Origin of the sequence: Pseudomonas kitaguniensis, assembly GCF_009296165.1 — a bacterium.
Lineage (GTDB): Bacteria > Pseudomonadota > Gammaproteobacteria > Pseudomonadales > Pseudomonadaceae > Aquipseudomonas > Aquipseudomonas kitaguniensis.
Map to the genome: position 1 here is coordinate 1 of NZ_VUAZ01000044.1, position 25578 is coordinate 25578.

The 25578-nt window shown below is 59.3% G+C and carries 20 protein-coding genes and 2 pseudogenes; 16 read left to right on the top strand and 6 right to left on the bottom strand.

Features of this window, described 5'->3' with window-relative positions; all coding sequences use genetic code 11:
• Window positions 1-207: 207 nt before the first annotated feature.
• Window positions 208-1182 carry an alpha/beta hydrolase family protein gene (locus F0169_RS08615; RefSeq protein ID WP_152746252.1) on the top strand — a complete coding sequence of 325 codons (975 nt, stop codon included), beginning with the start codon at window positions 208-210 and terminating at the stop codon, window positions 1180-1182.
• A gap of 86 nt (window positions 1183-1268) precedes the next feature.
• Here F0169_RS08615 and F0169_RS08620 read toward each other — a convergent pair whose 3' ends face one another.
• Genes F0169_RS08620 through F0169_RS08630 form a run of 3 tightly spaced genes read right to left on the bottom strand, consistent with a single transcriptional unit; the run spans window position 1269 to window position 3734 of the window.
• Window positions 1269-2036, bottom strand: a complete 768-nt coding sequence (locus tag F0169_RS08620) for a TerB family tellurite resistance protein (protein ID WP_152746253.1) — start codon at window positions 2034-2036, stop codon at window positions 1269-1271.
• Window position 2037: 1 nt separating this feature from the next.
• Window positions 2038-2712: an N-acetylmuramate alpha-1-phosphate uridylyltransferase MurU gene (gene murU, locus F0169_RS08625; protein WP_058415270.1), complete on the bottom strand. Its 675-nt coding sequence runs from the start codon at window positions 2710-2712 to the stop codon at window positions 2038-2040.
• The gene (locus F0169_RS08630; RefSeq protein ID WP_152746254.1) at window positions 2709-3734 is read right to left on the bottom strand and encodes an aminoglycoside phosphotransferase family protein; all 1026 of its coding nucleotides are present in this window, start codon (window positions 3732-3734) and stop codon (window positions 2709-2711) included. The genes murU and F0169_RS08630 overlap by 4 nt, the downstream gene beginning before the upstream one ends.
• A 130-nt stretch (window positions 3735-3864) precedes the next feature.
• Between F0169_RS08630 and F0169_RS08635 the strand changes: the two genes are divergently transcribed.
• The 11 genes and pseudogenes from F0169_RS08635 (at window position 3865) to F0169_RS08685 (ending at window position 17994) form a co-directional block, all read left to right on the top strand.
• On the top strand, window positions 3865-6684 hold the full coding sequence (locus F0169_RS08635) for an LPS-assembly protein LptD (RefSeq protein WP_152746255.1): 2820 nt from the start codon (window positions 3865-3867) through the stop codon (window positions 6682-6684).
• A complete protein-coding gene (locus F0169_RS08640; RefSeq protein ID WP_058415295.1) occupies window positions 6665-7999 on the top strand; it encodes a peptidylprolyl isomerase in 1335 nt (444 codons plus the stop codon). Before F0169_RS08635 ends, F0169_RS08640 begins: the two co-directional genes overlap by 20 nt.
• On the top strand, window positions 7996-8985 hold the full coding sequence (gene pdxA / locus F0169_RS08645; protein WP_122251730.1) for a 4-hydroxythreonine-4-phosphate dehydrogenase PdxA: 990 nt from the start codon (window positions 7996-7998) through the stop codon (window positions 8983-8985). The genes F0169_RS08640 and pdxA overlap by 4 nt, the downstream gene beginning before the upstream one ends.
• Window positions 8982-9794 (top strand): 16S rRNA (adenine(1518)-N(6)/adenine(1519)-N(6))-dimethyltransferase RsmA, encoded by an 813-nt coding sequence (gene rsmA / locus F0169_RS08650; RefSeq protein ID WP_152746256.1) that lies wholly within the window; start codon window positions 8982-8984, stop codon window positions 9792-9794. Before pdxA ends, rsmA begins: the two co-directional genes overlap by 4 nt.
• A gap of 153 nt (window positions 9795-9947) precedes the next feature.
• The gene (gene apaG / locus F0169_RS08655; RefSeq protein ID WP_058415265.1) at window positions 9948-10328 is read left to right on the top strand and encodes a Co2+/Mg2+ efflux protein ApaG; all 381 of its coding nucleotides are present in this window, start codon (window positions 9948-9950) and stop codon (window positions 10326-10328) included.
• Complete coding sequence (locus F0169_RS08660; protein WP_122251731.1) at window positions 10328-11176, top strand: symmetrical bis(5'-nucleosyl)-tetraphosphatase; 849 nt, start codon at window positions 10328-10330, stop codon at window positions 11174-11176. Before apaG ends, F0169_RS08660 begins: the two co-directional genes overlap by 1 nt.
• A 33-nt stretch (window positions 11177-11209) precedes the next feature.
• Window positions 11210-11538 (top strand): annotated as a pseudogene (gene glpE, locus F0169_RS08665) (thiosulfate sulfurtransferase GlpE).
• 284 nt (window positions 11539-11822) lie between these two features.
• Window positions 11823-13745, top strand: coding sequence for a PrkA family serine protein kinase (locus F0169_RS08670; protein ID WP_058415262.1), 1923 nt, complete (start codon window positions 11823-11825; stop codon window positions 13743-13745).
• Between the two features lie 119 nt (window positions 13746-13864).
• Window positions 13865-15136: a YeaH/YhbH family protein gene (locus tag F0169_RS08675; RefSeq protein ID WP_099234706.1), complete on the top strand. Its 1272-nt coding sequence runs from the start codon at window positions 13865-13867 to the stop codon at window positions 15134-15136.
• Entirely contained in the window at window positions 15133-16698 is a 1566-nt protein-coding gene (locus F0169_RS08680) for a SpoVR family protein (protein WP_152746257.1), read from the top strand. Before F0169_RS08675 ends, F0169_RS08680 begins: the two co-directional genes overlap by 4 nt.
• Before the next feature lie 63 nt (window positions 16699-16761).
• A complete protein-coding gene (locus F0169_RS08685; RefSeq protein WP_152746258.1) occupies window positions 16762-17994 on the top strand; it encodes a multifunctional CCA addition/repair protein in 1233 nt (410 codons plus the stop codon).
• A 139-nt stretch (window positions 17995-18133) separates the two neighbouring features.
• Here F0169_RS08685 and folK read toward each other — a convergent pair whose 3' ends face one another.
• Both folK and folB read right to left on the bottom strand, forming a co-directional pair.
• Window positions 18134-18652: a 2-amino-4-hydroxy-6-hydroxymethyldihydropteridine diphosphokinase gene (gene folK / locus F0169_RS08690; protein WP_152746259.1), complete on the bottom strand. Its 519-nt coding sequence runs from the start codon at window positions 18650-18652 to the stop codon at window positions 18134-18136.
• Window positions 18643-18996, bottom strand: coding sequence for a dihydroneopterin aldolase (folB, locus tag F0169_RS08695; RefSeq protein WP_058415257.1), 354 nt, complete (start codon window positions 18994-18996; stop codon window positions 18643-18645). Before folB ends, folK begins: the two co-directional genes overlap by 10 nt.
• Window positions 18997-19068: 72 nt before the next feature.
• On the opposite strand from folB, the gene plsY reads away from it, so the two are divergent.
• Window positions 19069-19638 carry a glycerol-3-phosphate 1-O-acyltransferase PlsY gene (gene plsY, locus F0169_RS08700; protein ID WP_152746260.1) on the top strand — a complete coding sequence of 190 codons (570 nt, stop codon included), beginning with the start codon at window positions 19069-19071 and terminating at the stop codon, window positions 19636-19638.
• Between the two features lie 33 nt (window positions 19639-19671).
• Here plsY and tsaD read toward each other — a convergent pair whose 3' ends face one another.
• On the bottom strand, window positions 19672-20697 hold the full coding sequence (gene tsaD, locus F0169_RS08705) for a tRNA (adenosine(37)-N6)-threonylcarbamoyltransferase complex transferase subunit TsaD (RefSeq protein WP_152746261.1): 1026 nt from the start codon (window positions 20695-20697) through the stop codon (window positions 19672-19674).
• A gap of 202 nt (window positions 20698-20899) precedes the next feature.
• Here tsaD and rpsU point away from each other — a divergent pair, with 202 nt between their 5' ends.
• From rpsU to rpoD, 3 genes and pseudogenes are all read left to right on the top strand, one after another.
• The gene (gene rpsU / locus F0169_RS08710; protein ID WP_002551877.1) at window positions 20900-21115 is read left to right on the top strand and encodes a 30S ribosomal protein S21; all 216 of its coding nucleotides are present in this window, start codon (window positions 20900-20902) and stop codon (window positions 21113-21115) included.
• 445 nt (window positions 21116-21560) lie between these two features.
• Window positions 21561-23530 (top strand): annotated as a pseudogene (gene dnaG / locus F0169_RS08715) (DNA primase).
• 67 nt (window positions 23531-23597) lie between these two features.
• Window positions 23598-25445 carry an RNA polymerase sigma factor RpoD gene (gene rpoD, locus F0169_RS08720; RefSeq protein ID WP_152746262.1) on the top strand — a complete coding sequence of 616 codons (1848 nt, stop codon included), beginning with the start codon at window positions 23598-23600 and terminating at the stop codon, window positions 25443-25445.
• The last annotated feature ends 133 nt before the right edge of the window (window positions 25446-25578 follow it).

Genomic DNA, 25578 nt, shown 5'->3' on the forward strand with positions numbered 1-25578 from the left:
GATGAATAAGTCGGCTGGCACTCTGCAATCGGGAGCAAGCCCCCTCCCACATGTTGACGTCTGCCGGGCTTTAGACCTGGGCCAGGGCAAAACACACACAGCCTATAATCAGCAGGAAGCGAAAACCCATGATCCACGTCTCACATCACTGACAAATACTGACCAACCTATTAGGCTGCTGTAATCACTTCTGGCCGGAATTTAACAATGCCCTATCGAAACCGCTCGGCACTGCCAGCATTGTGCCTGTCGCTGCTATTTACCAGCGTCTTTTCTGTTCAGGCCGCCGACGAACCCGCCTCCACCGCAGAAAAACCGCTGGAACGCCAAGCCCTGCCCGAGCGCAGCAAGGAAGAGGCCAGCGCCCTTGAACGCATAATTCCTCAGCAACAACAGCAACAGTTGCAGGCCGGCAGTGATTCGTTCCTGGCCCTGTGGAAACCGGCCAACAGCGCAGAAGCCGAAGGCGTGGTGATTATCGTACCGGGCGCAGGCGAAAGTGCTGACTGGCCGCAAGCAATCGCGCCGTTGCGCAACAAATTACCGGACGCCAACTGGGGCACCCTCAGCCTGTCGCTGCCGGATGTGAACATGGACACGCTGCCACCGCGGGTCATCGAAGCCCCCAAGGCAGCCGTCGACACCAGCAGCAAAGACGGCAGCACGGCCGCCAAACCCATCGAGCAAGCGGCCAGCGCCGAAGCCGAAGGCACGGACCCGGCGGTGGTCCCGGGCGCAGATGAACAGGACAAGACCGACGCCAAGCGGATTTTCGACCGCATTGACGCCGGTGTTGCCTTTGCCCAGACCCAAGGCGCGCGCAGCGTAGTGCTGCTTGGGCATGGCACCGGCGCCTGGTGGGCGGCGCGTTACCTGAGCGAGAAGCAGCCATCTCAGGTGCAGAAGCTGGTGATGGTGGCCGGCAAGACGCCGGTGGCTCGGCAGCCAGACCTGCAAAAACTCGTGCCAACGCTAAAAGTGCCTACGGCGGATGTGTTCTATCAAGACGGCGCTCAGGAGCGCAAGGATGCATTGGCACGTGTTCATGCGGCCAAGCGGACGAAAAATGACGGTTATAAACAGGTGTCACTGAAGACCCTGCCCGGTAACAGCTCGGCCGAGCAAGAGCAGTTGTACCGGCGAATTCGCGGGTGGCTGAGCCCACAGCCGGCCACCGACTGATTGGGTTGGGTTACGCCATCGTGGTTCAACGGGGCGCGTTGATCGTTCCCACGCGTGGGAACGATCATTTACGAGCAGTAGAACGACTATCGAAAATCGCGGCGCTCGCGAATCAACGCATAAGCATTGTGCAACTCGCGCGTTCGCTCAGTCGCCTCGCGCACCTGAGCAGGCGTAGCGCCACTGCCGGCGATTTTGTCCGGGTGATGCCGGCTGAGCAGTCGGCGATAAGCCCGTTTGATCGCGTCAGGCTCAGCCGTCGCCGTTACACCCAACACCCGCAACGCCTCCTGATACGCACCACCGCGATTAGCCAACGGTTTACGCTCCGGTGCGAAATCCAGCGCCAGCGCCTGCAACTGCTGCGGCGTCCAACCGAGCCACTTTCCCCACAGGTTGATCAAGCGGCACTCCACCTCATCCGCCCTGCCATCCGCCCACGCCATCCGCCAACACGCACGCAAAACGCCTTCCGCAGCATGCGGCTGAGCCTTGAGCACGCGCAGATACGTGCGCATGCCGTCAGAACCCGACTTGCCGCGATTAAACGCATTAATCGCCCGTCGCTGGGCTGACTCGCTCATGTCCAACGAACGCATTTCTTGCCGCGCCTGCTGAATATGCCCGCCCACCACCCGGCCGTTACTTTTGGCCAGGCGCCCCAACAGCACGAACAGCAATTCATCGTTGCGTAACGCCGGGCGCCCGCCGAGGCGCTCGCGCAACTGCGCCCAACTCTGCAGTTGCAGGCGGCGGTCCAGCGCCTGCCCCAGCAATGCGCCCAACAAGGCCCCCGGAATACTGGCAATGGCATAGCCAGCCCCGGCGCCGATCAGCGTCCCTGGCCACAACATTTTATTGCCCCGCAGTCAGCAAGGTTTCGACCTGCGCCAGACGCTCCAGCGTGCCGACATCAATCCAGCGTCCCGTCATGTGCTCCCCCGTTACCAGACCTTTCGCCATCGCCGCGCGCAACAGCGGCGCCAGCTTGAAGGCGCCCGCGCTGCAACCTGCGAATAACTGCGGGTCGAGCACTGAAATGCCACTGAAGGTCAGGTTATCGGCACCGGGCGCCGCATCATGAAGCAACTGCTGATCCAGGTAAAAATCACCGCCTGACGGGTGATGCGCCGGGTTATCCACCATCACCAAATGGGCCAGGCCCTGAAGGGGCTGGCGCAACCGGGTGAAATCGTAGTCCGTCCAAATATCCCCGTTGACCACCAGGAAGGGGTCGTCGCCCAACAGCGGCAATGCCTGGAAGATCCCGCCGCCGGTTTCCAGCGGCTCGCCTTCGGCTGAGTACTGAATACGCAGGCCATACTGCGCGCCGTCGCCCAGGTAGCTTTCGATCTGCTGCCCAAGCCAGGCATGGTTGATCACAATATCGGTGAAACCCGCCTTGGCCAGTGCTTCCAGGTGATATTCGATCAACCGCTTGCCACCCGCCTGCACTAGCGGCTTGGGCGTGTGCAGCGTCAGCGGGCGCATGCGCTCGCCTTTGCCGGCCGCCAAAATCATGGCCTTCATACGCCGGCCTCGACCGGTTGGCGCAAACTGGCCAGCAACTCAGCCAACGCGTCCAATTCAGGCCGGTCTGCCACTACCGCTTCTATATAAGCAAAGAAGCGTGGCACGTCCGCCAGGTAGCGCGGCTTGCCGTCACGGTGGCAGATGCGCGCAAAAATGCCGATTACCTTGAGGTGGCGCTGCACGCCCATCAGGTCGCTGGCCCGCAGGAACTCTTCGAAGTCTGCCTGTACAGGAATCCCCAACGCACCGGCGCGCTGCCAGTAACCGCGCTGCCATTCACGCACACGGGCGTGGGGCCAACTGAGGAACGCGTCCTTGAACAGGCACGTGATGTCGTAGGTAACCGGGCCGTAGACCGCGTCCTGAAAATCCAGCACGCCGGGGTTTGGCTGGCTGATCATCAGGTTGCGTGGCATATAGTCGCGATGCACCAGCACTGTTGGCTGGGCCAGGGCGCTGTCGATCAAGTGATCGCTGGCGCGCTGCCAGAGCGCGTGTTGCTGGGCGTCGAACGTGATGCCCAAGTGCCTTTTAACGTACCACTCTGGAAACAATTCCAGCTCACGGCGCAACAAGGCGACGTCATAACTGGGCAACGGCGCGTCCATCGGCAATTGCTGAAACGCGAGCAACGCATCGATGGCATCGGCAAACAATTGATCGGCGTTTTTGTCGTCAATCACGTCCAGATAGGTTTTTGTGCCCAGGTCATTCAGCAAAAGAAAGCCGCGCGGCAAATCTTCTGCATAAATTTTTGGAACGTTTATGCCGGATTTCGCGAGTAAATCAGCGATATCGACGAAAGGTTTGCAGTTTTCCTGGGGTGGCGGTGCGTCCATTACGACAAAACCATGCCCACCGCCCTCCCACCGGAAGTAACGCCTGAAACTCGCGTCACTGCTGGCCGCAGTCAATGTGGCCGGGGGTACGGAGCCCCAACCTTGCGCGTTGAAAAGGATCGGCAACTGCTCATCCAGCCAGACTTTCAGCTGTTGTAAACGTAGATCTTGCTCGGGCATTACAAGGGTCTCCGACGGCGCTAGCCGTCAAGCGGGTCATGCTTTATTATCACGCATCTTTTTCAGACCATCGAGAGGCGTGCGGCCCACACCGCGGGCAGATGGCACGCAGGAAGCCCGGACTAATAAGATGGCATTGAAATCCCCCGCGTTTCGTAGAAAATTTCCGTTGCTGGTAACCGGCAGTCTGCTGGCCATGCAACCTTTCGCCACCTCATTCGTGGTCGCCGCGGAACAGTATGACTGCTCAGTCTCTGCTTCGGGTGCCTGGGATTGTGCGCCGAAAAGCGCCGCAGCCCCATTGCCACCGCGACCGGTGCATGACGGTGCAGCCGTCAGCTCGGCCAACAGCACGGCGCAAGCCGACGCTGGTGGCAGCGCCGAGGCCGCACCGAAGACCGCTCTGGTTACCGAGTCCAAGGGCCGTGGCCTGCGTTCGCGCAGCGCTGACTATAGCCACCTGGACTGGGTGCCTCGCGAGAAGCTGACCGCCGCCCAGTTGGCCGAAACCGGTCCTTATTGCTCCGGCGCGTACATCGAGCCGATGCGTCCCGGCATGAACGACAAGACCAACAAGAGCGATGCGCCGACCTTTATCGGTGCCAAGGCCTCTCGTTACGAGCAGGAACAGCAAGTCGCGACCCTGGCCGGTGACGTCGTCATGCGCCAGGGCAGCATGCAGCTGGAATCTGAAGAGGCGAGCCTGTATCAGGCCGAGAACCGTGGCGAGCTGAACGGCAACGTTCGCTTGCGCGACAACGGTGCGCTGATCGTCGGCGATCATGCCCAGGTACAGCTCGATACCGGCGCGGCCCAGATCGACAACGCTGAATACGTGATGCACAAGTCGCGTATCCGCGGTAACGCGCTGTACGCAAAACGTGCTGAAAACGCGATCATCCGTCTCAAAGACGGTACGTACACCACGTGCGAGCCAGACAGCAACGCCTGGCAACTGCGCGGCAACAACATCACGTTGAACCCCGCCACCGGTTTCGGTACGGCGACCAACGCGACGTTGCGGATCAAGAACATTCCGATCCTGTACACCCCGTACATCTATTTCCCGATCGACGATCGTCGTCAATCCGGCTTCCTGCCGCCGAGCTTCAGCACCGGCAGCGAAAGCGGCTTTACACTCGTCACGCCTTACTACTTCAACCTGGCGCCGAACTACGACGCCACGTTGTACCCGCAATACATGACCAAGCGCGGCATGATGATGGAAGGCGAATTCCGCTACCTCACCAAGTCCAGCGAAGGCCAGTTCGGCGGTGCGTACCTGAACGACGACAACGACGAGCGCAACAAGCAGAGCGATTACGAAAGTACCCGCTACATGCTCAATTGGCAGCACCGTGGCGGCTTGGACTCGCGGATATCGACTCAGGTCGATTACACCAAAATCAGCGATCCTTATTACTTCCAGGACCTGAAGTCCTACGAGGAAGGGGTTCAAAACCGCGACTTCCTTAACCAGCAAGGTTCTGTGACGTATCGGGGCGACTCGTATCAAGCCCGCGTTAACCTGCAGGCTTACCAGCTGTCGACGATCTCGCAGATCACGCCTTATGACCGGTTGCCGCAGATCACCTTCAACGGTGCGCTGCCTTACCATCCGGGCGGGCTGAACTTTACCTATGAGACGGAAGCTGTTCGGTTTGAACGCGACCTGGAAAGTGGCACGTTTACAGATGAAAACGGTGCTACGTCACCGCGTCTGGACACCAACGTCGCCGGTCTCACGCGTGCAAACGGTACGCGCCTGACCGCCGCCCCGGCCGTCGATTACCCGATGAACTGGACCTACGGTTTTATTACGCCGAAGCTCAAGTACGTCTATACCAAGTACGATCTTGACCTGGACAGCAAAGGCAAGAACGACATTATCGCCGCTCAAGCCGCTGCTCTGGCGCCGGGTGCTTCTCCTTACGCAGGCGGGGTGTTCAAAAGCTCCCAGGACCGCGCAATTCCAGTCGCCAGCGTCGACAGCGGCCTGTACTTCGACCGCAATACCAATTGGTTCGGCAAAGAGTATCGCCAGACCCTGGAGCCGCGTGCCTACTATCTCTATGTGCCTAACAAGGACCAAAGCGATATTCCGGTATTCGACACCAGTGAGTACTCGTTCAGCTACGCCTCGCTGTTCCGCGATAACCGCTTCAGCGGCACCGACCGGATCGGCGACGAGAACAAGCTGTCCCTGGGCTTGACCAGCCGCTGGATCGAAGAGAACGGCTTTGAACGTCAGCGCGTTTCCGTGGGCCAGGCGGTGTACTTCAAGAACCGCGAGGTTCAACTGCCGGGCATCCTGGCAGCTGATCGTGCCGACGCACAGTCCGATGTATCGCCAATCGCCCTGGAATACGAGTTCCGCTTCAACCGCGACTGGCGCGCCACGGCCGACTACAACTGGGACACTGAAGAGCACAGCCCACGTTCGGGCAGCGCGATGTTCCACTACCAGCCGGAAGACAACCCGAACAAGATCATCAACCTCGGCTACCGCTATCGCAACGACCAGGTGGTGTACAACCAGCTGACCGGCAAGTGGCAGTTTGGTGGTGACTACAGCGTGCCATCGGATACCGCGAACTACGTGAAGGATTACTACAAAATCCAGCAACACGACTTCTCGATGATGTGGCCGATCATTCCGCAGTGGAACCTGATCTCCCGCTGGCAGTATGACTATGCCCGCAACCGTACCCTGGAAGCCTTCGGTGGTTTCGAGTACGACAACTGCTGCTGGAAACTGCGCGTCATCAACCGTTACTGGGTTTCCAACGACGAATACAGCCAGATCGCCCCGCTTAACGAAAAGGGTGACCACGGGCTCTTCTTCCAGGTGGTCCTTAAAGGACTCGGCGGCCTGACCGGCGCCAAGGTAGAGAGCTTCCTCGACAAAGGCATTCAAGGTTATCGTGAACGTGAAGATCAAGCTTTCTGATTGCTTGCGCCCACTCGTGCTGGGCGCACTGTTCCTGGGGACCGCATCGGCACACGCTGCGGTTCAACAGCTGGACAAGGTAGTGGCCATCGTCGATAACGACGTGATCATGCAGAGCCAACTGGACCAACGGGTCAAGGAAGTTCAGCAAACCATCGCCAAGCGTGGCGGCGGCGTACCGCCTACCAGCGTACTGGACCCACAGGTGCTGGAACGCCTGATCGTCGAAAACCTGCAACTGCAGATCGGCGATCGTTCCGGCATCCGTATTTCGGACGAAGAACTGAACCAGGCCGTCGGCACCATCGCTCAACGCAACAACATGAGCATTGACCAGTTCCGTGCTGCCCTGGCCCACGACGGTTTGTCCTATGAGGACGCGCGTGACCAGATCCGCCGCGAAATGATCATCAGCCGTGTGCGTCAGCGCCGTGTGGCCGAGCGGGTTCAGGTGTCCGAGCAGGAAGTCAAAAACTTCCTGGCCTCCGACCTTGGCAAGATGCAGCTCTCCGAAGAGCTGCACCTGGCCAACATTCTGATCCCGACCCCGGACAGCGCCAACGCCGAGCAGCTCAATGCGGCCGCCGCAAAAACTCAGGCAGTTTATGACCGCCTGAAAGCCGGTGCTGATTTTGCGCAGACCGCGATTGCCGTATCGGGCAGCGACAACGCCCTGGACGGCGGTGATATGGGCTGGCGTAAGGCTGCCCAATTGCCACCTCCGTTCGACCGTGAGCTGAGCGCCATGCAGCCGGGTGAAATCACCCAGCCAGCACGTACGCCAGGCGGTTTTATTATCCTCAAGCTGCTGGAAAAACGCGGCGGCGAGACCTCGCTGAGAGACGAAGTGCATGTTCGTCACATTCTGGTCAAACCAAGCGAAATCCGTACCGAGGCGCAAACCAAGGAACTGGCCCAGAAGATCTATGACCGCATAGAGGCGGGTGAAGACTTCGCCACCCTGGCCAAGAGCTTTTCGGAAGACCCGGGCTCCGCCCTTAACGGCGGCGACCTGAACTGGATCGACCCGAAAGCACTGGTGCCGGAGTTCCAGGACGTCATGGCCAAGACGCCGCAAGGTGTGCTGTCCAAGCCGTTCAAAACTCAATATGGCTGGCACGTACTGGAAGTGCTGGGTCGCCGTGCGACCGACAACACCAACCAGGCCCGCGAGCAACAAGCACTGACCGTTTTGCGTAACCGCAAGTACGACGAAGAGCTGCAAACCTGGTTGCGTCAGATCCGTGACGAAGCCTATGTAGAAAACAAGCTGCCAGGCGCCGAACAAACAGGCACCGACCAGGCAGCACAGTGAAACCACAGCGTTTCGCGGTAACACCCGGCGAGCCGGCCGGCATTGGTCCAGACCTGTGCCTGCTGCTCGCCTCGCAACCCCAGCCACACCCCCTGATTGCCATTACCAGCCGCGACCTGCTCCTTGAGCGGGCCGCGCAACTGGGCGTGGCCGTCACGCTGCTGGACGCGGCGCCAGGCAACTGGCCCGACCAGCCGGCACCGGCGGGCAGCCTGTATGTGTGGCACACCCCACTGCAAGCCGACGTGGTTGCCGGCCAGTTGAACAAGGCCAATGCGGCATTTGTGCTGGAAACCCTGACGCGTGCCGGCCAAGGCTGCCTCGACGGCGACTTCGCCGGCATGATCACCGCGCCCGTGCACAAGGGTGTGATCAATGAATCCGGCATCGCCTTTTCCGGCCATACCGAGTTCCTTGCAGAGCTGACCCACACCGCTCAAGTGGTGATGATGCTGGCTACACGCGGCTTGCGCGTGGCCTTGGTCACCACGCACCTGCCGCTGCGTGATATTGCCGATGCCATCACCGCCGAGCGCATTGAGCGCGTCACTCGTATTCTGTACACCGACCTGCAACAGAAGTTCGGCATTGCCCAACCGCGCATCCTGGTCTGTGGGCTCAACCCGCATGCCGGTGAAGGCGGCCACTTGGGCCATGAAGAAATCGACATCATTGAACCGACATTAGAGCGTCTGCGCCAAGAAGGCATGGACCTGCGCGGCCCACTGCCAGCGGACACTCTGTTCACCCCCAAATATCTGGAGCACTGCGACGCAGTGCTGGCGATGTACCACGACCAGGGGCTGCCCGTGCTGAAATACAAAGGCTTCGGCGCCGCAGTCAACGTGACACTAGGCCTGCCGATCATCCGCACCTCTGTCGACCATGGCACAGCCCTGGACCTGGCAGGCAGCGGCAAGATCGATACCGGCAGCCTGCACGTGGCCCTGGAAACCGCCTATCAGATGGCCGAGACCCGACTATGACCGAGCATTACCAACACCGGGCGCGCAAGCGCTTCGGGCAAAACTTCCTGCACGACGCTGGCGTAATCGACCGCATCCTGCGCTCCATCCACGCCAAATCTTCCGACCGCTTGCTGGAAATCGGCCCGGGCCAGGGCGCACTGACCAAAGGCCTGCTGAACAGCGGTGGCCAACTGGACGTGGTTGAGTTGGACAAGGACCTGATCCCGATCCTCAATCAGCAATTCGCCGGCATGCCTAACTTCAACCTGCACCAGGGCGATGCACTGAAGTTCGACTTCACCAGCCTTGATGCAGCCCCCAACAGCCTGCGTGTGGTCGGCAACCTGCCATACAACATCTCCACGCCGCTGATTTTTCACCTGTTGAACAATGCAGGCCTCATCCGCGACATGCACTTCATGCTGCAAAAAGAAGTGGTTGAGCGTTTGGCCGCAGGCCCTGGCGGCGGCGATTGGGGCCGCCTGTCGATCATGGTTCAGTACCACTGCCGCGTGGAACACCTGTTCAACGTCGGCCCTGGCGCGTTTAACCCGCCGCCGAAGGTTGATTCGGCCATCGTGCGCCTGGTGCCACACGCCGTGCTGCCGCACCCGGCCAAAGATCACAAGTTGCTGGAGCGCGTGGTACGTGAAGCGTTCAACCAGCGCCGCAAAACCTTGCGCAACACGCTGAAGAACCTGCTCAGCAACGACGAAATCCAGGCCGCCTGCGTTGATGGCAGCCTGCGCCCCGAGCAACTGGACCTGGCAGCGTTCGTGCGCCTGGCCGACCAGTTGGCCATACAGCCTGCGCCCGCCGCGGACTGAAGCCTGCGGTAGCGGGCTTGCTCGCGATGCATCAGCCAGTGCGCGCTGATGCTATCGCGACAAGCCTGTCAGCATTTCTGGCCTAGTGCCCTGCTCTTGGCCTAGACTGACCCGCATCTGCTGTCCCCAGCTTTTGCTTTTAAGGCCTCTTGCATGTCCGATCCTCGCTACCAGATCGACGTCAGCGTCGTTACCCGCTTCCTCGCGGACCAGTCCCAACCCGAACATAACCGTTTTGCTTTTGCCTACACCATTACCGTGAAAAACAACGGGCAGGTGCCGGCCAAGCTGTTGTCGCGCCACTGGGTGATCACCGACGGTGACGGCCAGGTCGAGGAAGTGCGCGGCGCGGGTGTGGTCGGCCAGCAACCTTTGATCGACACCGGCGCAAGCCACACCTACAGCAGCGGCACGGTGATGACCTCCAAGGTCGGCACCATGCAGGGTTCGTTTCAGATGAAAGCCACTGACGGCAAACTGTTCGATGCCATCATCGCGCCCTTCCGCCTCGCGGTGCCAGGGGCGCTGCACTGATGACGACGTACGCGGTGGGCGACCTGCAAGGCTGCCTCGAGCCTCTCAAGTGCTTGCTGGAGCGGGTCGCCTTCGACCCCGCACACGACCGCTTGTGGCTGGTCGGTGACCTGGTCAATCGCGGCCCCGAGTCCCTCGCCACCCTGCGTTACCTGTATAACCTGCGCGATTCACTGGTGTGCGTACTGGGCAACCACGACCTGCACCTGCTGGCGGCCGACCAGAACATCGAGCGCCTGAAAAAGGGCGACACCCTGCGCGAAATTCTTGAAGCGCCAGACCGCGCGCAACTGCTGGATTGGCTGCGCCGACAAAAACTCATGCATTACGACGAAGGCCGTAACACCGCCTTGGTGCATGCGGGCATCCCGCCCCAATGGACGCTGAAAAAAGCCCTCAAGTGCGCTGCCGAAGTTGAAAGCGCACTGGCCGATGACGCCCTGTACAGCGCCTACCTCGACGGCATGTACGGCAACGAGCCGGTCAAGTGGGACAACGACCTGAGCGGCGTGCCTCGCCTGCGCGTGATCACCAACTACTTCACGCGCATGCGTTTTTGCACCGCCGAAGGCAAGCTGGACCTCAAGAGCAAGGAAGGCGCCGATACCGCACTGCCCGGCTATAAGCCGTGGTTTGCGCACAAGGAACGCAAAACCCGTGACACGAAGATCATCTTCGGCCACTGGGCGGCCCTTGAAGGCAAATGCGAAGAACCCGGCGTGTTCGCCCTCGACACCGGCTGCGTGTGGGGCGGCAGCATGACCCTGATGAACATCGACACCGGCGAGCGCCTGAACTGCCAGTGCAACGCCCCTATTCCCGTTACACTGCCGGCCGCCCAGCGCTAGACGCCGCTTGCAACCCTGCCCAAGGAGCCCGCCATGAGCGAATTCAAACGTATCTCTCCCGAACAAGCACAGGCCCTGCGCGAGCAAGGCGCTGTGGTCGTCGACATCCGCGATCAGCCGACGTATGCCGCCGCGCATATCAGCGGTGCACGGCATTTGGACAACGTCAACATTGCCGACTTTATCCGCGCAGCCGACCTCGACGCGCCAGTGATCGTGGGGTGCTACCACGCAATTCCAGCCAGAGCGCAGCGGCTTATCTGATCAGCCAGGGCTTCAGCGACGTCTACAGCCTGGACGGTGGCTTTGAACTGTGGCGTACGACCTATCCTGCAGACATCGACTCCGGCGATTCGCAATAATTTTTTTCACACCCCGCTACCCCGCGTGACGCTTGGGCTCGCGCCGTTTCTGACAAACGCGCGGGCAAACTAATTACGCATCCCGCCTTGACCTCCCCGATTCCGAACTATCCTTAAGCGCAGGCCATCCAAATCAGGGGAGAGCCGGTACACCGGCGTGCGGGTCATCGGTAGCGTTTCAGGGTGTTCTGGGGGGAAAACGGCCATTGGTAATCACCAATGACTGCCAGCATCGACTGATTGACCCGGCGTCGGCTCCACGTATCGAGCGAGGTGACGACGTCATGAGTATCTTTAGCCACTTCCAACAGCGCTTTGAGTCCACACAGCACGAAGAACTCTCGTTGCAAGAGTATCTCGACCTGTGCAAAAAGGACCGCAGCACCTACGCGTCTGCCGCCGAACGCCTGCTATTGGCGATTGGCGAGCCTCAACTGGTCGAAACGGCCAATAATTCGCGCCTGTCGCGAATCTTCTCCAACAAGGTGATCCGCCGCTACCCGGCCTTTGAAGACTTCCATGGCATGGAAGAGTGCATTGACCAGATCGTCTCCTACTTCCGCCATGCCGCCCAAGGCCTGGAAGAGAAGAAACAGATCCTGTACCTGCTCGGCCCTGTCGGCGGCGGTAAGTCTTCGCTGGCCGAAAAGCTCAAACAGTTGATCGAAAAGGTACCCTTCTACGCCATCAAGGGTTCACCGGTGTTCGAGTCGCCTTTGGGGCTGTTCAACGCCACGGAAGATGGCGCGATCCTCGAAGAAGACTTCGGCATTCCACGGCGTTACCTCAATACCATCATGTCGCCTTGGGCCACCAAGCGCCTGGCCGAATTTGGCGGCGATATTAGCCAGTTCCGCGTGGTCAAACTCTACCCGTCGATCCTCAACCAGATCGGCGTGGCCAAGACTGAGCCGGGTGATGAGAACAACCAGGATATTTCGGCGCTGGTGGGCAAGGTTGATATTCGCAAACTCGAGGAATTCCCGCAGAACGACGCCGATGCCTACAGTTATTCGGGCGCGCTGTGCCGGGCCAACCAAGGCTTGATGGAGTTCGTCGAAATGTTCAAGGCACCGATCAAGGTGCTGCACCCACTGCTTACCGCGACCCAGGAAGGTAACTACAACAGCACCGAAGGCCTCGGCGCGATTCCGTTCACCGGCATTCTGCTGGCCCACTCCAACGAATCGGAATGGCACACCTTCCGCAACAACAAAAACAACGAAGCTTTCATCGACCGGATCTACATCGTCAAGGTCCCGTACTGCTTGCGGGTCAGCGATGAAATCAAAATCTACGACAAACTGCTGTTTAACAGCTCCCTCGCCAAGGCCCATTGCGCGCCTGACACGCTGAAGATGCTGGCGCAGTTCACAGTGCTGTCGCGCCTCAAAGAGCCGGAAAACTCGAACATTTACTCGAAGATGCGCGTGTACGACGGCGAAAACCTCAAGGACACCGACCCCAAGGCCAAGTCGATTCAGGAATACCGCGACACGGCGGGCGTGGATGAAGGCATGAACGGCCTTTCCACGCGGTTCGCGTTCAAGATCCTCTCCAAAGTCTTCAACTTCGACCCGCACGAGATTGCCGCCAACCCGGTGCACCTGCTTTACGTGCTGGAACAGCAAATCGAACAGGAGCAGTTCCAGGCCGAGACCCGCGAGCGCTACCTGCGATTCCTCAAGGAGTACCTGGCGCCGCGCTACATCGAGTTTATCGGCAAGGAAATCCAGACCGCGTACCTGGAGTCCTACAGCGAGTACGGCCAAAACATCTTCGACCGCTACGTGCTGTACGCCGACTTCTGGATTCAGGACCAGGAATACCGCGACCCGGAAACCGGCGAAATTCTCAACCGCGTGGCCCTCAACGAGGAGCTCGAGAAGATTGAGAAACCCGCCGGCATCAGCAATCCGAAGGATTTCCGCAACGAAATCGTTAACTTCGTGCTGCGCGCCCGGGCCAACAATAATGGCAAGAACCCTACCTGGCTCAGCTACGAGAAGCTGCGGGTGGTTATCGAGAAGAAAATGTTCTCCAACACCGAGGACCTGCTGCCGGTCATCAGCTTCAACGCCAAGGCCAGCAAGGAGGACCAGCAAAAACACAACGACTTCGTCACGCGAATGGTCGAACGTGGCTACACCGACAAACAGGTACGCCTTCTTTCGGAATGGTACCTACGGGTCCGGAAATCGCAGTAAGAGAGGCAGCGGCAAGCTTTTAGCTACAAGCTGCAAGGCAAGAGCCACTGTGCCTGGCTTCATCGGGCTCTTGCTTGCAGCTTATAGCTTACGACTTGAAGCTCCCCGGAGGGGCCCCTATGAGCTATGTGATCGACCGACGCCTCAATGGCAAGAACAAGAGCACGGTAAACCGTCAGCGTTTCCTGCGGCGTTACCGTGACCACATCAAAAAGGCCGTTGAAGAGGCCGTCAGCCGCCGCTCCATTACCGACATGGAGCATGGCGAACAAATCAGTATTCCCGGGCGCGACATTGACGAACCGGTGCTGCACCACGGCCGTGGCGGCAAGCAAACCGTCGTACACCCCGGCAACAAGGAATTCACCACTGGCGAGCATATCCAGCGCCCCCAAGGCGGTGGCGGCGGCAAAGGCCCAGGCAAAGCCGGCAATACCGGCGAAGGCATGGATGAATTCGTGTTTCAGATCACCCAGGAAGAATTCCTGGAGTTCATGTTTGAGGACCTGGAACTGCCCAACCTGGTCAAGCGCAACCTGACCGGTACCGATACCTTCAAGACGGTGCGCGCCGGCATCAGCAACGAAGGCAACCCATCGCGGATCAACATTATTCGCACCCTGCGCTCCGCGCATGCGCGACGTATCGCGTTGTCTGGCAGCAGCCGCGCGAAACTGCGCGAGGCCAAGGCCGAACTGGAGCGACTGAAACGCGAAGAACCGGATAACTTCGGCGATATTCAAGAGATCGAGGGTGAAATCGCGAAACTCAGTGCACGCATCCACCGAGTGCCGTTTCTCGATACCTTCGACTTGAAATACAACCTGTTGGTCAAACAGCCCAACCCCAGCTCCAAGGCCGTGATGTTCTGCCTGATGGACGTGTCGGGCTCAATGACCCAAGCCACCAAAGACATCGCCAAGCGCTTCTTCATCTTGCTGTACCTGTTTCTCAAGCGAAACTACGACAAGATCGATGTGGTGTTCATTCGCCATCACACCAGCGCCCGGGAAGTGGACGAAGAAGAATTTTTCTATTCACGGGAAACCGGCGGCACCATCGTGTCCAGCGCCCTGAAGCTGATGCAAGAGATCATGGCTGCTCGCTACCCGGCCAGTGAGTGGAATATCTATGCGGCGCAAGCCTCTGACGGCGACAACTGGAACGACGATTCGCCGATCTGCCGCGACATCCTGATCAAGCAGATCATGCCGTTCGTGCAGTACTACACTTACGTCGAAATTACCCCTCGTGAGCACCAGGCCCTGTGGTTCGAATATGAGCGCATCGGCGACGCCTTTGCCGACACCTTCGCCCAGCAGCAACTGGTCTCGGCCGGCGATATTTACCCGGTCTTCCGTGAACTCTTCCAGCGCAGGTTAGTGACATGACCGCCAAAAAAGAGCATAAGCGCCAACCCCTTTCCACCGGCTCCGAGTGGACCTTTGAACTGATCCAGGCGTATGACCGGGAAATCAGCCGCATCGCGGCGGGTTATGCGCTGGACACCTACCCCAACCAGATCGAAGTAATTACCGCCGAACAGATGATGGACGCTTACGCCTCCGTCGGCATGCCGCTGGGCTATCACCACTGGTCCTACGGCAAGCACTTCCTCAGCACCGAAAAGTCCTATACCCGAGGCCAGATGGGCCTGGCCTACGAGATCGTGATCAACTCCGACCCGTGCATCGCCTACTTGATGGAAGAAAACACCATCTGCATGCAGGCCCTGGTGGTTGCCCACGCGTGTTATGGGCATAACAGTTTCTTCAAGGGCAACTACCTGTTCCGCACCTGGACCGATGCCAGCTCAATCATCGATTACCTGGTGTTCGCCAAGCAGTACATCATGCAATGTGAGGAACGCCACGGTATCGACGCGGTGGAGGACCTGCTCGACTCCTGCCATGCCCTGATGAACTACGGCGTCGACCGCTACAAACGCCCCTACCCGATTTCTGCCGAGGAAGAGCGTCTGCGCCAGAAGGAGCGCGAAGAACACCTGCAGAAGCAGATCAACGATCTGTGGCGCACCATTCCCAAACGTGCCGACAAGAACAGCGATAAAGACAATGCGCGCTTTCCCGCCGAACCTCAGGAAAACATCCTGTATTTTCTGGAAAAACACGCGCCCCTGCTGGAACCGTGGCAGCGCGAGATTGTGCGCATCGTGCGCAAGATCGCCCAGTACTTTTACCCCCAGCGCCAAACTCAGGTCATGAACGAAGGCTGGGCGACGTTCTGGCATTACACCCTGATGAACGACCTGTATGACGAGGGCCTGGTCACCGACGGTTTCATGATGGAGTTCCTCACCTCGCACACCAGCGTGGTGTTCCAGCCTGGTTTTGACAGCCCGTATTACAGCGGCATAAACCCCTATGCACTGGGCTTTGCGATGTACCGCGACATCCGGCGCATGTGTGAACACCCAACCGACGAAGACCGCCACTGGTTTCCCGAGATCGCCGGCAGCGACTGGCTGTCGACCATCAAATTCGCCATGAGCAGCTTCAAGGATGAGAGCTTCATCCTGCAGTACCTTTCACCTCAGGTGATTCGTGATCTCAAGCTGTTCAGCATCATGGATGACGACCTAAAGGATGATTTGGTAGTGCCGGCGATCCACGATGAGCCCGGCTACCGCACCATTCGCGAAACACTCGCGGCGCAGTACAACCTGGGCAATCGCGAGCCGAATGTGCAGATCTACAGCATCGATGTGCGCGGCGACCGCTCGCTGACCCTGCGCCACCAGCAGCACGACCGCAAGCCGTTGGGCGAATCAACTGAGGAGGTGCTCAAGCACCTGCATCGGTTGTGGGGTTTCGACATCCACCTGGAGACGCTGCAGGGCGATCAAGTGATGAAAACCCACCATGTGCCCCCGCGTAGCGAGCACAGCGAGAACGACTACGGCCGCCTGGACATGGCCGTGGTTCATCTCTGAAACAGCAAAGCCTCCATTGGTCAGGCACAGGCGTTATCCTGTGCCGCTAATGGAGGCTTTTTCATGAAAATCTACACAGTCGGCGGTGCGGTACGTGACCGCTTGCTAGGCATCAAGGTCACCGACATCGACCGCGTCGTCGTCGGCGCAACCACAGAAGAAATGCTTGCCAAAGGCTTCAAGCCGGTCGGCGCTGATTTCCCGGTATTCCTGCACCCGAAAACCGGCGACGAATACGCCCTCGCCCGCACCGAGCGCAAGAGTGGCCGGGGTTATGGCGGCTTTGTGTTCCACGCCAGCCCCGAGGTCACGCTGGAAGAAGACCTGATTCGCCGCGACCTGACCATCAACGCGATGGCGGAGGACGATGACGGCAACTTGACCGACCCCTACCACGGCCAGCGGGATCTGGAAGCACGCATTTTGCGTCACGTTTCGCCCGCGTTCGCCGAAGACCCTCTGCGCGTACTCCGCGTTGCACGCTTTGCAGCGCGTTATGCGCCCTTGGGTTTCACCGTGGCGCCGCAAACCCTGGAACTGATGCGCCATCTGAGCGAATCCGGCGAGTTGGAAGCGTTGACGCCGGAGCGCAGCTGGAAGGAAATCTCGCGGGCGCTGATGGAAGATCAACCTCAGGTATTTATCCAGGTACTGCGCGACTGCAACGCGCTGAAAACCTTGATGCCGGAGGTGGATGCGCTGTTCGGCGTGCCGCAGCCCGCAGTTCATCATCCTGAAATCGACACCGGCATACATACTTTGAGCGTACTCGAACAGGCTGCGCTGCACGCCCAGCCGTTGACCGTACGCTGGGCGTGCTTGCTGCATGACCTGGGCAAAGGCCTGACGCCTGTGGATAAGTTGCCGCAGCATATTGCCCACGAGCACACGGGTTTGAAGCTGATCAAGGCGGTCAACGAGCGCTTTAAAGTGCCAAGGGACTGCCAGGAGCTGGCGTTGCTGGTGGGCCAATATCACACGCATGGCCACCGCGCGCTGGAGCTGAAAGCCTCGACATTGCTGGAGTTGCTGCAGAGTTTTGACGTGTATCGTCGACCGCAGCGGTTTGAGGAATTTGTGCTGGCGTGTGAAATGGATGCACGAGGCCGCAAGGGCTTTGAGCAACGAAGTTATCCACAGGCGGATTATTTACGCGGGGCGGCGCAGGTGGCGCGCGATGTTGCAGTGGCGCCGCTGCTGGAGAAAGGGTTTAAAGGTCCGGCGTTGGGCGAGGCGTTAAAGCGCGAGCGGCTTGGGGCGCTGAAGGCTTACAAAGAGCAAAATGCTGCTCACTGATTCAATGGGTGCGCGGCTTTGCGGCTTTTGGGGCCGCTACGCAGCCCAACGGGAGCAAGTCCCCTCGCCACAGCAAGCCTCCTCACCACGGTAAGCTCATTCGGCTGCAGAAAGCATCCTTGCCATGGGAGCTTGGTGGCTAGAGCAACGCAGCCGGGGTGAGTGGCTGGCCTTGCCACTCGAAGCCGACAGGCGCCAGCACTTGGTCGATCTGCGCGTCGCGCCACAGCTCAGCCAGTGTTTTGCCTGCCTGCGGGTGCACACGGTCGGGGGCCATCAGCGACAGCGGCCACAGTACAAAAGCGTTTTTCAGGATCTCTGCGCGCGGCAGTATCAGGCCGTCGAAATTCCCTACCTGCTCGCCGTACAGCAACACGTCAATGTCCAGCGGCAGGCCTTTGCGGTCGGGTGCATAACGGCCATTGTCGGCCTCGATGAATTTCAATCGGCGGTCCAGCTCCATCAAGGGCAGCTCGGTATAGGCCGACACCACCAGGTTGAAGAATGGCCCACTCTTGATACCCACCGGCTGGCTTTCGAACACCGGCGAACACCGCACGTTCGTTAAAAAACTCGCCAGCGCATCCAGGCCAGCGCGCAGATGGCGCTCGCGCTCGATATTGCTGCCAAGCCCTAGGTAAATCTGAGTCAGCGACATCCGCGCTCGATCTCCACGCCTACGCCACTGGCAGCCGGCACGGCGCCGGGCTTGGTCAACTTGAGGTGAAGCCAGGGAATCTGGAATTCGCTCATCAGCACTTCGGCCAGGCGCTCGGCAAAGGTTTCTACCAATTGGTACTGCGACTGCTCGGCAAAGGCCTGAATACGCGCCGACACACTGGCGTAATCCAGCGCCAGGGCCAGGTCATCACCGGCGGCGGCCGGGCGATTGTCCCAGGCGAAACTCAGGTCCAGGCGCAGGCATTGCTTTATGCCGCGCTCCCAGTCGTAGGCCCCGATCACGGTGTCGACTTCCAGGCCTTCGATAAACACTCTGTCCACGCTCTTCTCCGCAGCACGACAAGGGCGCGATGCCCCGTTAGAATCAGGGCGTCCTCGCCCGGAATAGTTAGCATGTTTTGGTCACTGGCAATTTTTGCCTACCTGCTTGGCTCGCTGTCCTTCGCCATTTTGCTCAGCCGCCTGACGGGCAACCCCGACCCGCGAATGAGTGGCTCAGGCAATGCCGGCGCCACCAACATGTTGCGCCTGGCCGGCAAGAAACTCGCCGTATTGACGCTGCTGGGCGACGCCTGCAAGGGCCTGCTGCCCGTACTGATCGCCAGCGCTGCAGGCCTGCCCTTGCAACAACAGGCCTGGGTGGGCGTGTGTGCGGTGCTCGGCCATATGCTTCCGCTGTACTTCCGCTTTCGCGGTGGCAAAGGTGTCGCCACGGCGGCCGGCATGTTGCTGGCGATTTACCCTCCGGCAGCGCTGCTGGCCGTGCTTGCCTGGCTGCTGACGTTCTACCTGACCCGCACCAGCTCGTTGGCCGCGTTGATCGCCACACCGCTCACCCTGCCATTACTGGCTTGGCAAGCACCTGCGGCGCTGTGGCCGATGAGCGTGCTGACACTGTTGATCGCCTGGCGCCACCGCGGCAATTTACGCGACCTGTTTGCCGGGCGCGAACGGCATTTTTAAATACCGTCGATGAACCCGGCTCACGCCTGGCAACTACAACGGTGACAATTGCTCCATCGGCCAACGTGCCTGCACGCTGATCGCCAGGCTTTCATGCTGCCCGGCCTGCAATCGCTGGCAACCCGCGTAGGCGATCATCGCGCCATTGTCGGTGCAAAACTCAGGGCGCGCGTAAAACACCTCGCCCTTGAAGTCGCCGAGCATTTTTTCCAGTGAAGTGCGCAACGCCTTGTTGGCGCTGACGCCACCAGCGATTACCAGACGCTGCATGCCCGTCTGCTTCAGGGCGCGCTTGCACTTGATGGTCAAAGTCTCCACCACGGCCTGCTGGAACGCCAGTGCGATGTCGCAACGGGCTTGCTCACTGTCGTCTCCGGCGCTGACGCTGTGCTGCCAGGTATTCAGCGCGGAGGTTTTCAAGCCGCTGAAGCTGAACATCAAACCCGGGCGATCACACATCGGGCGCGGAAAGGTATAGCGGCCCGGAGCGCCTTTTTCGGCAAGCCGGGAGATTTCCGGGCCACCCGGATAATTGAGGCCCATCATCTTCGCGGTCTTGTCGAACGCTTCACCGGCGGCGTCATCCAGAGACTCGCCCAACAGGGTGTATTGGCCGATCGCATCGACCTGAACCAGCTGCGTATGCCCCCCCGAAACCAACAAAGCGACGAACGGGAACTGCGGCGGTGTTTTTTCCAGCATGGGCGCCAACAAATGGCCTTCCATGTGGTGCACGCCGAGGGCCGGAATGCCCCAGGCAAATGCCAGCGCCTGGGCGCAAGAGGCCCCAACCAGCAGGGCTCCGACCAATCCGGGGCCGGCGGTATAGGCAATGGCGTCGATCTCGGTCGGTACGCACCCGGCCTCGTCCAACACTTGGCGAATCAACGGCAACATACGTTTGACGTGATCACGGCTGGCCAGCTCCGGCACCACGCCACCGTAGGCGCGGTGCAGGTCGATCTGGCTGAACAGTGCATCGGCCAAAAGCCCGCGTTCACTGTCGTAAAGTGCGACACCGGTTTCGTCGCAGGAGGTTTCAAGTCCCAGTACTAGCATGGGTTTGCGCCTTGTAGAGGCTGAATTCGAAGGCGCGCATAATAGTCCCCACTCCCCCTCCCGACTAGCGGTTTTCGATCAGAGGCTTTGCATTCCGGGCAATGAGAGGTTAACATCCGCAACCCTTAAAAACCGACGACCTCAGCCGCGAATTTTTTGCGACGAGAACGTTGATCCCGGTAATGAAAGAAGGTAGCTCTGGATGCCAGCCGTCAAAGTTAAAGAGAACGAACCCTTCGACGTAGCTCTGCGTCGTTTCAAGCGCTCCTGCGAAAAAGCCGGTGTACTGGCTGAAGTTCGTAGCCGCGAATTTTACGAGAAGCCAACTTCTGAGCGTAAACGCAAAGCAGCAGCCGCTGTTAAGCGTCACGCCAAGAAAGTTCAGCGCGAGCAGCGCCGCGCCGTTCGTCTGTACTAATACACAGACGTTCGTAGCAAGCTTCTGCCAAGCCCGGCCCTCAGCCGGGCTATTGGCATTTGCGGATATAGCTTGATGTTTCATCGTCGACGCCGCCCATGCGACCGAGACACCGCTTCACACGTCAGGACTGGCTCTTTTGCCAGCGGTGCACGTCTCTTCTGACGAGCCTTACAAGGCTACTGACGAGCACACCCCTTTTTTTCAAGCAGCCGATCAACAGGTCGACTGTGCCCACCGATGAGTTTCCGAGGCCACCACTGGTCAAGACCGGGCTCTTGGGGCAACATTTCCACGTCGAAAACTGACCTGAAGTTAACGTCAGCGAGCATTCGGCAGATACACTTCCTTACAACCCATGCAGACGCTAGATGCTCGAGCACTCGTTACGTGCGCTTGAACACTTCACGGGCCCTCATTTACACGCAGTGATGACGAGAACGCCATGGCCGGGCTAATTCCCCAGAGCTTTATTGACGACCTTCTGAACCGCACCGACATCGTCGATGTTGTCAGCTCGCGCGTGCAACTGAAAAAAGCCGGCAAGAACTACACGGCCTGCTGCCCGTTTCACAAGGAAAAGACCCCGTCGTTCAGCGTCAGCCCCGACAAGCAGTTCTATTACTGCTTCGGCTGCGGCGCGGGCGGCAATGCGCTCGGCTTCCTCATGGACCACGACAACCTGGACTTCCCCCAGGCTATCGAGGACCTGGCGAAAGCCGCCGGCATGGAAGTCCCACGCGAAGAGAGTGGCCGGCCGCACAAACCACGGCAACCCACCGACTCGCCGCTGTACCCGCTGCTGACTGCAGCTGCCGACTTTTATCGTCAGGCACTTAAAAGCCATCCGCAGCGCAAGGCCGCCGTCGACTACCTCAAGGGCCGCGGCCTCACCGGCGAAATCGCCCGGGACTTCGGCCTCGGGTTCGCACCGCCAGGCTGGGACAATCTGTATAAGCACCTGAGCAGCGACACCCTGCAGCAGAAAGCCATGATCGACGCCGGCCTTCTGGTGGAAAACGCCGAGACCGGCAAGCGCTACGACCGCTTCCGTGACCGCGTGATGTTTCCGATCCGCGACAGCCGCGGCCGAATCATCGCGTTCGGTGGCCGGGTATTGGGGGACGACAAGCCCAAGTACCTGAACTCCCCGGAAACCGCGGTATTTCACAAGGGCCAGGAACTCTACGGCCTGTTCGAGGCGCGCAAAAACAATCGCAACCTCGATGAAATCATTGTGGTTGAAGGCTACATGGACGTGATCGCACTGGCCCAGCAAGGCCTGCGTAACGCCGTGGCGACGCTCGGCACCGCCACCAGCGAAGAACATTTGAAACGCCTGTTTCGCGTAGTGCCCAGCGTGCTGTTTTGCTTCGACGGTGACCAGGCCGGCCGCAACGCCGCCTGGCGCGCACTTGAGGCCACGTTGTCGAGCTTGCAGGATGGGCGCCGTGTGCGCTTTCTGTTCTTGCCCGAAGGCGAAGACCCGGACACTCTGGTTCGTTCCGAAGGCACCGACGCGTTCCGCGCGCGCATCAATCAACATGCGCAGCCGCTGGCGGACTATTTCTTCCAGCAACTGACCGAAGAAGCCGACCCGCGCTCCCTTGAAGGCAAGGCCCACATGGCCACCCTCGCGGCGCCATTGATTGATAAAGTGCCGGGCGCCAACCTGCGCACCTTGATGCGCCAGCGACTCATGGAAATTACCGGTTTGAGCGGTGAGGCCGTCAGCCAATTGGTGCACAGCGCGCCGCAAGAGGCGCGCCCGCCTACGACCCAGGCATGAATTACGATGCGATGCCGGACTACGCCGACTTCCACCAACCGCAGGACGCCTACGCGCCTCAGCAGGATTGGACGCCGAAGAAACCTGGCGCCGGCGGCAAGAAATGGGACGACAAGCCCTGGAGCAAAAATGCCAAGCGCGGCGCTCGCGATGAACCTCGCGGGCCGCGAACACCGGTTGGGGTAGAGGCGCCTACACTTATTGCGCTTCGCACACTGATTCACCACCCCCAGATGGCCGGAAAGGTTGAAACGGCGGATCACTTCGCCAACGAGAGCAACACTTACGCCCAGCTGTTAATTGCGCTGATCGGAGCGTTGCAGAAAAACCCTAAGCTAAACTCCATTCAGCTGATGGCTCGCTGGCATGGCACGGATCAGGGGCGTCTTTTGAAAGCACTCGCGGAAAAGGAGTGGCTAATTGACGGAGATAACCTTGAACAACAGTTTTTAGACACCATTACTAGGTTATCGGCGGGTCAACATACGCAGACCCTGGATGACCTGATTAAAAGAGCAAAACAGCCGGGATTATCGGCAGAAGAGCAAATTCAGATAGCAAAACAGATGCGTGACCTCTTAAAACAGAATGTTTGCGCATCAAACCCGACCTCAGCTGGCGCGTGAGGTCATAGCTCGGGTATAATCCTCGGCTTGTTTTTTGCCCGCCAAGACCTTCAGTGGATAGGGTGTTATGTCCGGAAAAGCGCAACAGCAGTCTCGTATCAAAGAGTTGATCACCCTTGGTCGTGAGCAGAAATATCTGACTTACGCAGAGGTCAACGACCACCTGCCTGAGGATATTTCAGATCCAGAGCAGGTGGAAGACATCATCCGCATGATTAATGACATGGGGATCCCCGTACACGAGAGTGCTCCGGATGCGGACGCCCTTATGTTGGCCGACTCCGACACCGACGAGGCAGCCGCTGAAGAAGCCGCTGCCGCGCTGGCTGCGGTGGAGACCGACATCGGTCGCACGACTGACCCTGTGCGCATGTATATGCGTGAAATGGGCACCGTCGAGTTGCTGACACGTGAAGGCGAAATTGAAATCGCCAAGCGTATTGAAGAGGGTATCCGTGAAGTGATGGGCGCAATCGCGCACTTCCCTGGCACGGTTGACCACATTCTCTCCGAGTACACTCGCGTCACCACCGAAGGTGGTCGCCTGTCCGACGTCTTGAGCGGCTATATCGACCCGGACGACGGCATTGCGCCGCCTGCCGCCGAGATACCGCCGCCTGTCGATGCGAAAGCCGCGAAAGCCGACGACGATACTGAAGACGACGACGCCGATAGCAGCGACGACGAAGACGAAGTCGAAAGCGGTCCAGACCCGGTCATTGCAGCTCAGCGTTTCGGTGCGATTTCCGATCAAATGGAAATCACCCGCAAAGCGCTGAAAAAGCACGGTCGCGCCAACAAGCTGACCGTTGCCGAGCTGGTGGCCCTGGCTGAGCTGTTCATGCCGATCAAGCTGGTCCCGAAGCAATTCGAAGGCCTGGTTGAACGTGTTCGCAGTGCCCTTGAGCGCTTGCGTGCACAAGAGCGGGCAATCATGCAGCTCTGCGTACGTGATGCGCGGATGCCGCGTGCCGACTTCCTGCGCCAGTTCCCGGGCAACGAAGTCGACGAAAGCTGGTCCGACGGCCTCGCCAAAGGCAAAGGCAAGTACGCCGAAGCCATTGGTCGCCTGCAGCCGGACATCATTCGTTGCCAGCAAAAGCTGATCGCGCTGCAAACCGAAACCGGTTTGACGATTGCCGAGATCAAGGACATCAACCGTCGCATGTCGATCGGTGAGGCCAAGGCCCGCCGCGCGAAAAAAGAGATGGTTGAAGCGAACTTGCGTCTGGTGATCTCCATCGCCAAGAAGTACACCAACCGTGGCCTGCAATTCCTCGACTTGATCCAGGAAGGCAACATCGGCTTGATGAAGGCTGTGGACAAGTTCGAATACCGTCGTGGTTACAAGTTCTCGACTTATGCCACCTGGTGGATCCGTCAGGCGATCACTCGCTCGATCGCCGACCAGGCCCGCACCATCCGTATTCCGGTGCACATGATCGAGACAATCAACAAGCTCAACCGTATTTCCCGGCAGATGTTGCAGGAAATGGGTCGCGAACCGACCCCGGAAGAGCTGGGCGAACGCATGGAAATGCCTGAGGATAAAATCCGCAAGGTATTGAAGATCGCTAAAGAGCCGATCTCCATGGAAACGCCGATCGGTGATGACGAAGACTCCCATCTGGGTGACTTCATCGAAGACTCGACGATGCAGTCGCCAATCGATGTCGCCACTGTAGAGAGCCTTAAAGAAGCAACACGCGACGTACTCTCCGGCCTCACTGCCCGTGAAGCCAAGGTACTGCGCATGCGTTTCGGCATCGACATGAATACCGACCACACCCTTGAGGAAGTGGGTAAACAGTTTGACGTGACCCGCGAGCGGATCCGTCAGATCGAAGCCAAGGCACTGCGCAAGCTGCGCCACCCGACGCGAAGCGAGCATCTACGCTCCTTCCTCGACGAGTGATACCAAAACCCCCGGCCCGTGCCGGGGGTTTTGCTTTGTATCGATTACTTTCTATAGATTAACTGCCGCGCAACACCCATCTCTCGTAATGCCCGTCTACACTCGACACATTCCCGTGCCATAACGAGACCGT